Genomic DNA, 10,108 nt, shown 5'->3' with positions numbered 1-10,108 from the left:
ACCCCGCCGTCCAGCCGCTGTGGAGTGTGTGCGCGATCTCGGAGGCAGGCAGCAACAGCGCACGGGCGACGGCGGCCCCGTCGCGCACGTCCCCGGCGACGATCTCGATCAGGTCGGGGTGATGGCCGTGCACCGCGCAGAGCGCGTGCATGGCGTCGCCCAGGTCGCGCGCCGGCACGCGACGGTGCAGCAGGCGCGCATGGAACGGGTGCGTCGCGACGCCGTCCGCCGCCGCGAGCCGCATCACGAGATCCCAGGCCGGCGAGGCGATGCGTGGGTGCGTGTCCGCCATGCGTCCCTGTTCCTGGCCGGCGGGTTGCCAGCGCTCGGTGTCTGCGCCGGGGCTGTAAACGCTCGTGCGTAAAGACGCGGTCAACGGGAGCGTAATCTCCCGGCAACCGACACTGGACGCCGGCGCCGCCCGTCGCGATAAGCCGGCGACGGTCGTCGGGAGCTGATTGGGATGCGCGCATGGGTAACGATGGTGGCGCTGGGCTGGGCGGGAATCGCGATGGCCGCTGACACGCCGACGAAACCCGGCGACCTGACGCTGGCGCGCGTGTTCGGCAACCCGGACCTGGCGGGGCAACAGCCCCGCGCGGTGAAGCTGTCGCCCGACGGCACGCTGCTGACCTCGCTCAAGCCGCGCGCCGACGAGAAGGAGCGGCTGGACTTGTGGGCGCTCGACACCCGCACCGGCCAGGAGCGGATGCTGGTCGACTCCAAGAAGGTCGGCACCGGCGCCGAGCTGTCGGAGGCCGAGAAGATGCAGCGCGAGCGCGCGCGGGTCGGCGGCGCCAAGGGCATCGTCACCTATGAATGGGCGCCCGACGGCAAGTCGATCCTGGTCCCGCTCGACGGCGATCTGTACCTCGCGACGCTGGATGGCCATGCGCGGCGGCTGACCGGCGCGGCGCTCAACCCGACCGTGTCCCCGCGCGGCGGCTATGTCGGCTTCGTCCGCGACCAGAACCTGTTCGTGCAGCCGCTGGGCGGCGACACCGCCCATGCGGTCACGCAGGGCGGCGCCGGGACGGTGCATTGGGGCGAGGCGGAGTTCGTCGCGCAGGAGGAGATGCATCGCTTCACCGGCTATTGGTGGTCGCCCGACGACCGCCGGCTGGCGGTGGAGCGGTTCGATGAGGCGCCCGTCCATGTCGCGACCCGCGCCTCGATCGGCGCGGCGGGGACGAGCATCTACCAGCAGCGCTATCCCGGCGCCGGCACCCCGAACGCGCTGGTGGAGCTGTACGTCGTCAACGCCGACGGCACGGGCCAGGTGAAGGTGGACCTCGGGTCCGACCCGGACATCTACCTCGCCCGGGTCGACTGGACGCCGGACGGCGGGGCGCTGCTCGTTCAGCGCGAGAGCCGCGACCAGAAGACGCTCGACATGCTGCGCGTCGATCCGGCGACCGGCCACGCCACCGTGTTGTTCACGGAGCGGGCGGGGGCCAGGAGCTGGATCAACCTGTCCGACGATTACCGGCTGATGAAGGATGGCAGCCTGATCTGGCGCTCCGAGCGCGACGGCTACGGGCACCTGTACCGCTATGCCAAGGGCCAATGGACGCAGCTGACCAAAGGCCCTTGGGTCGTGACCGGGCTGGCGGGGGTCGACGAGGCGCATGGCCGCGTTTACCTGCTCGGGCTCAAGGACGACGTGCTGGAGCAGCAACTTTATGCGCTCGACCTCGCGCATCCGGGCCAGCTGACGCGGCTGACCGAGCCGGGCTGGTCGAACGGCGCGACGATGAACAGCGCCGCGACCAAGCTGATCGTGTCGCGCTCCAATCCCGCGCAGCCGACGCAGGTCTATCTCGCCGACACCAGCGGCAAGCGGCTGAGCTGGATCAACCAGAACGCCGTGGTCGCCGGCCACCCTTACTACCCGTACCTCGCCAGCCATCAGCCCTCGAAATTCGGTACGATCAAGGCCGCCGACGGCTCGACGCTGCACTGGGAGATGATCACGCCGCCGCTGGAGCCGGGCAGGAAATACCCCGTGTTCTTTCAGCATTATGGCGGACCCGGCACCGGCCAGGTGGTAACGCGCGCCTGGGGCGGCGCCTTGCCGCAATATCTGGTCGATCGCGGCTGGATCTTCTTCCAGATCGACAATCGCGGCTCGTACAATCGCGGCAAGGCGTTTGAGGATCAGATCTATCATGCGATGGGCACGGTGGAGGTGGCGGACCAGCTCGCGGGCGCCAACTACCTGAAGTCGCTGCCCTTCGTGGATGGAGCGAAGATCGCCACCTATGGCTGGTCCTATGGCGGCTATATGTCGCTCAAGATGCTGGAGAAGACGCCCGGCGTGTACGCGGCGGCGGTCTCGGGCGCGCCCGTCACCGACTGGCAGCTGTACGATACGCACTATACCGAGCGCTATCTGGGCGATCCGGCCAGGGACCCGAAGAGCTATGCGACATCGGCGGCGGTGGAGGACTCGTCGAGGATCCGCGATCCGCTGCTGCTGATCCACGGCATGGCGGACGACAACGTGTTCCTGACCAACTCGACGCTGGTCGCCGCACAGATGCAGAAGACGAACACCCCGTTCGAGATGATGTTCTACCCCGGCTATACCCACCGCGTCGGCGGGCCGGTGAGCGAGCATCTCTGGGGTACGATCCTCGACTTCCTCGACCGCACCGTCGTCAACAAGGAGCCGGCGCCGCCCCAGCCCTGAGCCGTTCGCCTGCCAGACCCGGTTTGCGCGATGCCGACATCCGTGTCATCTTCGCCTGACTCGGGGGAGTGGCGAACATGGCGGGGATGGAACTGGCGCCGGTGACGGGCGGAGCGCGGATCGACGTGCTCGATGTCCTGCGCGGATTGGCGATCCTCGGCATCTTCTACATGAACATCCCGTTCATGGCCGCGCCGGTGATGCGGGGAATGTGGGACCCCGTGCTGATCGGGTGGAGTTCCGCCGACGCGCACGCCTGGACGGCGATCCAGGTCGTGCTGGAGGGGACGCAGCGCTGCATGCTGCAATTCCTGTTCGGGGCCGGGCTGATGGTGCTCACCACCCGCATCGCCGATCCGCAGGGGCCCGTCGCGGTCGCCGACCTGTATTTCCGGCGCACCTTGTGGCTGCTCGCCTTTGGCATGTTCGACGTGTTCGCGATGCTGTGGCCCGGCGACATCCTCCACGTCTACGCGCTCGCCGCGCTGTTCCTGTTCCCGTTTCGCCGGCTGGGGCCCAAGGCACTGGTCGCGATCGGCAGCCTGATGGCGCTCGCGCAGGTGGTGACGGGCGGGCTGCACTATGCCGACCGGGCGGACCTGCTCGCGCGGCATCGGACCGTCGAGGCGGCGGTCGCGGCCCATCGCCCGCTCACCGCCGCGGACCGGCTGGCCAACACTCAATGGCGGGCGTGGAACGCGAACCGCCAGATGCCGCCGTCGATGGCGGCGGTCGATCGGATGGAGCCGGCCGCGCATCGCGACGGCTTCGTCGCTTACGCGACCTTCATCTGGGGCGGCTATGTCAACTTCATCTACCCGCAGCTGCTCGACGGCGTCGCCGACGCGTTCTGCGCGATGTGCATCGGCATCGCGCTGTGGAAATGGGGGGTGATCCAGGGGCGGCGCGGCCGGCGCTTCTATCTCGGCCTGGCGGTCGTCGCCTATGCCATCGCCGTGCCGCTGCGGTGGATCGCGGCGGACGACGAGGTGTCGCGCGATCTGATCCCCCATCTGGGCTGGGTCACCTACGAAGGCGCGCGGCTGGTGATGGGGATCGGCCATGTCGGCCTCGTCAACCTGCTGATGCTGACCGTCTCCGGCCGCGCGCTGCTCGCGCCGTTCCGCGCGGCGGGGCGGACGGCGTTCTCGCTCTATTTCCTGGAGACGTTCATCGGCATGTGGGTGTTGTTCGCGCCCTGGGGGCCTGGCCTGTGGGGACGGGTGGGCTGGGCGGCGATGGCCGGTGTCGCGACGGCGGTGGCGCTGTTCTGCCTCGTCGCCGCCAATGTCTGGACGCGCTTCTTCGCGATGGGGCCGCTGGAGTGGCTGTGGCGCAGCCTCGCCTATCTGAGCCCGCAGCCATTCCGCCAGCGCGCGTCGGTCGCCGGTTCCGCGCTATCGACGCCCGAGATGGACGCGGCGGTGCCGGCCTGATCGCTGGACAATCGCCGGGGGCGCGCTAACCGGGCGCCTCGATCGGAGAAGGTCATGGGTTACAGGATCGCCGTCGTCGGCGCGACGGGCAGCGTCGGGCGCGAGATGGTCAACATCCTCGCCGAGCGCGAGTTTCCGGCCGACGAGATCGCCGTGCTCGCCTCGTCGCGCAGCCAGGGCGACGAGATCGACTATGGCGAGACCGGGCGCATGCTCAAGGTCGGAAATGTCGAGCATTTCGATCCCGCCGGCTGGGACATGGCGCTGTTCGCGATCGGCTCGGAAGGCACCAAGCTGCACGCGCCGCGCTTCGCCGCCGCCGGCTGCACGGTGATCGACAATTCCTCGCTGTACCGCATGGACCCGGACGTGCCTCTGATCGTGCCGGAGGTGAATGCGGACGCGATCGCCGGCTATGCCAAGCGCAACATCGTCGCCAACCCGAACTGCTCCACCGCGCAGATGGTGGTGGCGCTCAAGCCGCTGCACGACGCCGCGCGGATCAAGCGGGTGGTGGTCGCGACCTATCAGTCGGTGTCCGGCGCGGGCAAGGCGGGCATGGACGAGCTGTTCGAGCAGAGCCGCAACATCTTCGTCGGCGACTCCGCCGAGCCGCGCCTGTTCACCAAGCAGATCGCGTTCAACGTCATCCCCCATATCGACAGCTTCCTCGACGATGGCTCGACCAAGGAAGAATGGAAGATGGTGGTCGAGACCAAGAAGATCCTCGATCCCAGGATCAAGGTCAGCGCCACCTGCGTGCGCGTCCCCGTGTTCGTCGGTCATTCCGAAGCGATCAACATCGAGTTCCACGACGAGATCAGCGCGAAGGAGGCGCAAGACCTGCTGCGCGAGGCGCCGGGCGTGATGCTCGTCGACAAGCGCGAGGACGGTGGCTACGTCACCCCCGTCGAGGCGGTCGGCGAGTTCGCCACCTATGTCAGCCGCGTCCGCGAGGACCCGACGGTCGAGAACGGCCTGTCGCTGTGGTGTGTCAGCGACAATTTGCGCAAGGGCGCCGCGCTCAACGCGGTGCAGATCGCGGAGCTGCTCGGGCGGCGTTATCTGAAGAAGGATTGAGCGGGCGATAGCGAATTGCTATCATCTTCGGATGGGACAGGTATTGATCCGCAATCTGGATGATGAAACGCTCGCTGCGTATCGCGAGGCCGCGCAGCATCACGAACGCTCGCTCGAAGCCGAACTGCGCCATGTATTGAAGACCTTCAGGCCGTTGACGGCAGTGGCCCGGGCCGATGCGATCGACCGCCTGGCCGCGATCCGCGCGATGACGCCGGATGTCGAGCAGACCCCGGCCGAGGTCATCATTCGCGAGCTGCGCGATGCCTGACATGCCGTTCGTGGTGGACACGAGCGTGGTGGTGAAATGGGCCGCCGCCGAGCCCGACCGGGACGCGGCGGTGGCGTTGATCGGGCAACATCTGATGGCTCCCGATCTGCTCTGCGCCGAGCTCGCTCATGCCTTGTCGAAGAAGGCGCGAGCGGGGGAGATGACCAGCGTCCAGGTGCTCGCCGCGCAGCCGATCATCGAGTCGCTGATCGACCTGCGTCCGGCCGCGCCGTTTTCCCGTCGCGCCCTTGAGATCAGCCTTCAGCTTGGACATGCGGCTGGCGATTGCTTTTTCCTGGCGCTCGCCGAGGCTGCCGAGCTGACGATGGTGACGGCCGACCTGAAGCTGGTGGCACGATGCGTTGGAACGGCCTTCGCCGATCTGGTTCAGCCACTCACCTGAGCCATCAATGCCCCATCGCGTCCGGGTCCGCCTTGGCCGGCGCCAATCCCTTGGGCCGCTTGAGCACGAACACGAGCGGCAGGGCGGCGAGGGTGAGCACCATCATCATCACGAAATCGTCGAGGTAGGAGATCATCGCCGCCTGCTGGTTGACGATGCTGTTGGCCACCGCGAGCAGCGCGTCGGTGGAGCCGCCGGTGATCGACGCCACCAGTGGATCGTTGCCCATCACGCCCAGATCGGGCAGCCGCGCGCCCAGCTCCTCATGATTGACCTGGATGCCCAGGCTCAGCAGCGCGGTCACCAGCGAGATACCGACCGAACCGCCGATGTTGCGCGCGAGGTTGAGCAGGCTCGCGCCCTCCGTCCGCGCAGCCGGCGACAGGGTGGCGAAGCTCATGACGTTGAGCGGGATGAAGATCATGCCGAGCCCCAGTCCCTGGACGAAGCCGACCCAGACGAACTGGCGCGCGCCCATCTCCAGCGTCCACCCGGTCATGATCCACAGCGTCGCCGCCGCGGTCGCCAGCCCGACGCCCACCATCGCCCGCGGATCGGCGCCGCGCCCGATCAGCCGGCCCGCGACCGCCATCGCGAGGACGATGCCGACGCCGCGTGGGACCAGCAGCAACCCGGTGTCCATCACGGGATAGCCGAACAGCGACTGCAACATCGGCGGCAGCAGCGCCATCGTCGCCATCATCAGCACCCCCACCACCAACATGAAGGCGATGCCGGTGACCAGGTTACGGTTCCTGAACAACGTCCTCGCGAACATCGGCGTCTCGGCCGTCATCATATGTGCGACGAACATCCAGGCCGCGCTCGCCACCACCGCCGCCTCGATCCAGATCTCGGTCGAATGGAACCAGTCCGCGTTGCTGCCGCGATCCAGCATCACCTGCAACGCGCTGATCGCGACCGCCAGCATCGAGAACCCGAACAGGTCGAACCGGCGAACGCTGACCGGTCGGGACGGCAACAGCGCGTAGAGCACGGCGAAACAGGCGACGCCGATTGGCACGTTGACGTAGAACACCCAGCGCCAGTCATAATTCTCCGTCAGATAGCCGCCGATCACCGGCCCCAGGATCGGCCCCACCATCACGCCCATGCCCCAGATCGACATGGCCGAGGCTTGTTTCGACGGCGGGTTGATGTCGAGCATCACCGTCTGGCTGAGCGGGTTCATGAACGCCGCCGCGATGCCCTGAAGCACGCGGAACGCGACCATCTCCGGCAGCGTGGTCGCCAGCCCGCAGAGCATGGAGGCGGCGACGAACCCGACGACGCAGGTCAGGAACAGCCGCCGGCTGCCGACCCGGTCGGAGAGCCAGCCCGTCATCGGGATCGCGACGGCGGACGCGACGATATAGCTGGTCAGTACCCAGGTGATGCTGTCCTCCGTCGCGCCGAGCGACGCGCGCATGTGGGGCAGCGCGACGTTGGCGATGGTCGAATCGAGGATCTGCATGATCGTCGCCGCCATGACGCCGACCGTGAGCAGCGGGCGGTTGGACGTGTGCAGCGCGGCGCGTTCGATGATCGGCTCCGGCGTCTCGTCGGCGGGGCTGCGCGACAGGCTAGCGGACGCCACGTACGTCCACCTTCACGTCCGCCGACTGGCCGGCGATGAGCTGGCGCGGGCTCCTGTCGTCGATCGCGATGCGCACGGCCACGCGCTGCGTCACCTTGACCCAATTGCCCGTCGCGTTCTGTGCGGGCAACACGGAGAAGACCGAGCCAGTGCCCGCGCCGATCGATTCGACATGGCCGCGCAGGCGCAGCCCCGGATAGGCGTCGAAGCTGATCTCCGCCGGCTGACCGACGCGCATCTTGTTGAGGTCGGTCTCCTTGAAGTTCGCCTCCACCCAGGATCGGCTGCTGGCGACGATCGAGACGGCGGGCAGGCCGGTGATCATCATGTTGCCGACCTGCAACCGTGAGGTCTGCGCGATCGTGCCGCTCACCGGGGCGCGCACGGCGGTCCGCGTCAGGTCGAGATTGGCGCGATCGCGCTGCACCTGCGCGGCGGCAATGGCGGGGTTCTCGCCGGGTACGGCGGCGCCGGTCTGGAGCTTGGAGCGCGCCTCGGTCGCGGATGCCTGCGCATTGAGCATCTGCGCGCGCGCCTGGCTCAGCGCGTGTTCGGCGGATTGCAGCGAGGCGCGAGTGGTGAAGCCGCTCGCCATCAGCTGGCGCTGGCGATCGTAATTCTCCTGCGCGTTGGCGATCGCGTCGCGCGCGGCCTGGATGTCGGCGCCCTTGCCGACGAAGCTCGCCTGCAGCGTCGCCACCGAGACCTGCGCGTTGGCGATCGCGGCGTTCGCCTGTTCCACCGCGATCCGATAGGGTGCCGGGTCGATGCGGAATAGCAGGTCGCCCGCCTTCACCGCCTGATTCTCGCGCGCGCCGACCTCGACGATGCGACCCGCCACGTCCGACGAGACGGACACGCGGTCCTGCTGGACATAGGCATTGTCGGTCGAGACGGACCGGCCGGCGGTCAGCCAGACATAGCCGCCGATCACCGCGATCAGCAGTGGCACGATCGCGATCAGGAGCGGGCGGCGCCACGCCCGGACGGGCGCGGGCGCGGGCTCCGGCGGGGGAGAAGCTGTGACGCGCAGGTCGCGCTGGGGATCGGCATCAGCCATGGACGGCCTCGTGAATGACGGGCGCGTTGAGGTTCGCGCGCATGGAGAGGAGGGACGCGGTGAGCTGGTCCCGCGCGGACGTATCCAACGCGGCCAGCGTGTCGTCGGTCAGTTCGTCGGCGAGCAGGCGCAGCTGATCGAGCAGCGGCCGCGCGCGATCGGCCAGGTAGATGTTCCACGCCCGCCGGTCGGTCGGGCTACGGCGGCGTTCGACGAGCCCCGCGTCGGCGAGCCGATCGATCATGCGGCACAGCGTGATCGGCTCGACTTCCAGCAGCTCGGCGAGCCCCCCCTGGTGCACGCCCTCGTTGCGGGACAGGACGAGCAGCGTGCGCCATTGCGCGCGCGTGATGCCGCTGGCGCGGGCCCGCTCGTCGAAGCGACGGCGGAGCAGGCGCGCGACATCGCTCAACAGGAACGCAATGCTGTCTGACATGTCACGGACATAGTAAGCACGCTCACCATTGCCAAGGGCGAACCGATGAAGGAAAGGGGCGCATGGCTCGCCGACCCGATCCCGCCTTCTTCACCAGCTGGGACGGCGTCCGCCTTGCCTGGCGCGAGATGGGGGAGGGCCGGCCCGTGATGCTGTTGCACGGCTTCTTCTCCAACGCCTGGACGAACTGGATCCGCTACGGTCATGCCGCCACGCTCGCGGCGCGGGGCTTTCGCGTCATCATGCCGGACCTGCGTGGCCATGGCGACAGCGCCAAGCCGCACGATCCCGCCGCCTATCCGCCCGACGCGCTGACGCGCGACGGACACGCGCTGGTCGCGCATCTCGGGCTGACCGATCATGACCTGGTCGGCTATTCGCTGGGCGCGCGCACGGTGTCGCGCATGCTGGCCACGGGGGCGACGCCGCGACGCGCCGTGTTCGCCGGCATGGGGCTGGAGGGGCTGACCATGACGGGCCGCCGCGCGGGCCATTTCCGCGACATCCTGACCAGCCTCGGCCGGCACGAGCGCGGGAGCGCGGCGTGGCTGGCGGAGCAGTTCCTCAAGACGACGGGCGGCGATGCCGAGGCGTTGCTGGGCGTCATCGACACGTTCACGGACACGCCGCTCGATGTTCTGCGCACGTTCGACCTGCCGATCGGCGTGGTGAGCGGGGCGGAGGATCAGGACAACGGCTCGGCGGCCGATCTGGCGGAGGCTCTGCCGCGCGCGCGCTACATCGAGGTGCCGGGCGGTCACATGAGCGCGGTGCTGAAGCCCGACCTGGGCCGGGCGATCACCGATTTCCTGATGAGCTGAACACCGCCCCGGCGCGATCGCCGGGGCGGTCCGGCGATCACTTCTTGTCGGGGACCGTGTTCTCGTCGGCAATGCCGGCCTTGAACGAGGCGGACGAGTTCGTGCCGTCGGGCTGATGCGCGCCGGCGGCGTCCTGCACCGTTTGCGGATGGCCCTTGCCCTTGTCGCCCGAGCCGGAGATGTCGATCGGCTTCTTCTGCGTGCCCAGGTTCTTGCCAGAGCTGCCACGTAGCGTCAGCACGGCGCCGACCACCGCCGCGCCGGCGGCCGCGACGCCGCCCGCGATCGCGGCGGTGCTCCAGCCGCCAGACT

General features: G+C 68.5%; 10 protein-coding genes and 1 pseudogene. 6 read left to right on the top strand and 5 right to left on the bottom strand.

Annotated elements, in window-relative coordinates:
* Positions 1 to 292 (bottom strand): DUF6975 family protein (locus HUU95_RS02285; RefSeq protein WP_438827193.1); only part of this gene is annotated, 292 nt, incomplete at its 3' end.
* A 171-nt stretch (positions 293 to 463) separates the two neighbouring features.
* On the opposite strand from HUU95_RS02285, the gene HUU95_RS02280 reads away from it, so the two are divergent.
* The 5 genes from HUU95_RS02280 to HUU95_RS02260 all read left to right on the top strand — a co-directional run bounded on the left by HUU95_RS02280 (position 464) and on the right by HUU95_RS02260 (position 5,882).
* Positions 464 to 2,692, top strand: a complete 2,229-nt coding sequence (locus HUU95_RS02280) for a S9 family peptidase (protein WP_174278611.1) — start codon at positions 464 to 466, stop codon at positions 2,690 to 2,692.
* 77 nt (positions 2,693 to 2,769) lie between these two features.
* Positions 2,770 to 4,128, top strand: coding sequence for a DUF418 domain-containing protein (locus HUU95_RS02275; RefSeq protein ID WP_217429731.1), 1,359 nt, complete (start codon positions 2,770 to 2,772; stop codon positions 4,126 to 4,128).
* Positions 4,129 to 4,182: 54 nt separating this feature from the next.
* Positions 4,183 to 5,208 carry an aspartate-semialdehyde dehydrogenase gene (locus tag HUU95_RS02270; RefSeq protein WP_174278610.1) on the top strand — a complete coding sequence of 342 codons (1,026 nt, stop codon included), beginning with the start codon at positions 4,183 to 4,185 and terminating at the stop codon, positions 5,206 to 5,208.
* 31 nt (positions 5,209 to 5,239) lie between these two features.
* Positions 5,240 to 5,479 (top strand): FitA-like ribbon-helix-helix domain-containing protein, encoded by a 240-nt coding sequence (locus HUU95_RS02265; RefSeq protein WP_174278609.1) that lies wholly within the window; start codon positions 5,240 to 5,242, stop codon positions 5,477 to 5,479.
* A gap of 1 nt (position 5,480) precedes the next feature.
* The gene (locus HUU95_RS02260) at positions 5,481 to 5,882 is read left to right on the top strand and encodes a type II toxin-antitoxin system VapC family toxin (protein ID WP_174278608.1); all 402 of its coding nucleotides are present in this window, start codon (positions 5,481 to 5,483) and stop codon (positions 5,880 to 5,882) included.
* A 4-nt stretch (positions 5,883 to 5,886) separates the two neighbouring features.
* Here HUU95_RS02260 and HUU95_RS02255 read toward each other — a convergent pair whose 3' ends face one another.
* The 3 genes from HUU95_RS02255 to HUU95_RS02245 are packed head-to-tail and all read right to left on the bottom strand — an operon-like array spanning position 5,887 to position 8,975.
* Positions 5,887 to 7,479, bottom strand: a complete 1,593-nt coding sequence (locus HUU95_RS02255; RefSeq protein ID WP_254602572.1) for a DHA2 family efflux MFS transporter permease subunit — start codon at positions 7,477 to 7,479, stop codon at positions 5,887 to 5,889.
* Positions 7,466 to 8,539 carry an HlyD family secretion protein gene (locus HUU95_RS02250; protein ID WP_174278607.1) on the bottom strand — a complete coding sequence of 358 codons (1,074 nt, stop codon included), beginning with the start codon at positions 8,537 to 8,539 and terminating at the stop codon, positions 7,466 to 7,468. Before HUU95_RS02250 ends, HUU95_RS02255 begins: the two co-directional genes overlap by 14 nt.
* Positions 8,532 to 8,975: a MarR family winged helix-turn-helix transcriptional regulator gene (locus HUU95_RS02245; protein ID WP_174278606.1), complete on the bottom strand. Its 444-nt coding sequence runs from the start codon at positions 8,973 to 8,975 to the stop codon at positions 8,532 to 8,534. Before HUU95_RS02245 ends, HUU95_RS02250 begins: the two co-directional genes overlap by 8 nt.
* A gap of 62 nt (positions 8,976 to 9,037) precedes the next feature.
* Here HUU95_RS02245 and HUU95_RS02240 point away from each other — a divergent pair, with 62 nt between their 5' ends.
* Positions 9,038 to 9,796, top strand: a complete 759-nt coding sequence (locus HUU95_RS02240) for an alpha/beta fold hydrolase (protein ID WP_174278605.1) — start codon at positions 9,038 to 9,040, stop codon at positions 9,794 to 9,796.
* A gap of 37 nt (positions 9,797 to 9,833) precedes the next feature.
* On the opposite strand, the pseudogene HUU95_RS02235 reads toward HUU95_RS02240, so the two are convergent.
* Positions 9,834 to 10,108 (bottom strand): annotated as a pseudogene (locus HUU95_RS02235) (hypothetical protein); the annotation flags it as partial.

It is taken from the genome of Sphingomonas bacterium, assembly GCF_903643065.1.
Classification (GTDB): domain Bacteria; phylum Pseudomonadota; class Alphaproteobacteria; order Sphingomonadales; family Sphingomonadaceae; genus Sphingomonas.
This window is presented reverse-complemented; position numbering and strand designations above follow the sequence as displayed.

Excerpts from the sequence above, each read along its gene's own strand:
- HUU95_RS02240 (WP_174278605.1), top strand. The coding sequence starts at position 9,038 with ATGGCTCGCCGACCCGATCCCGCCTTCTTCACCAGCTGGGACGGCGTC.
- HUU95_RS02250 (WP_174278607.1), bottom strand. The coding sequence starts at position 8,539 with ATGGCTGATGCCGATCCCCAGCGCGACCTGCGCGTCACAGCTTCTCCC.
- HUU95_RS02265 (WP_174278609.1), top strand. The coding sequence starts at position 5,240 with ATGGGACAGGTATTGATCCGCAATCTGGATGATGAAACGCTCGCTGCG.
- HUU95_RS02280 (WP_174278611.1), top strand. The coding sequence starts at position 464 with ATGCGCGCATGGGTAACGATGGTGGCGCTGGGCTGGGCGGGAATCGCG.
- HUU95_RS02260 (WP_174278608.1), top strand. The coding sequence starts at position 5,481 with ATGCCGTTCGTGGTGGACACGAGCGTGGTGGTGAAATGGGCCGCCGCC.
- HUU95_RS02245 (WP_174278606.1), bottom strand. The coding sequence starts at position 8,975 with ATGTCAGACAGCATTGCGTTCCTGTTGAGCGATGTCGCGCGCCTGCTC.
- HUU95_RS02275 (WP_217429731.1), top strand. The coding sequence starts at position 2,770 with ATGGCGGGGATGGAACTGGCGCCGGTGACGGGCGGAGCGCGGATCGAC.
- HUU95_RS02270 (WP_174278610.1), top strand. The coding sequence starts at position 4,183 with ATGGGTTACAGGATCGCCGTCGTCGGCGCGACGGGCAGCGTCGGGCGC.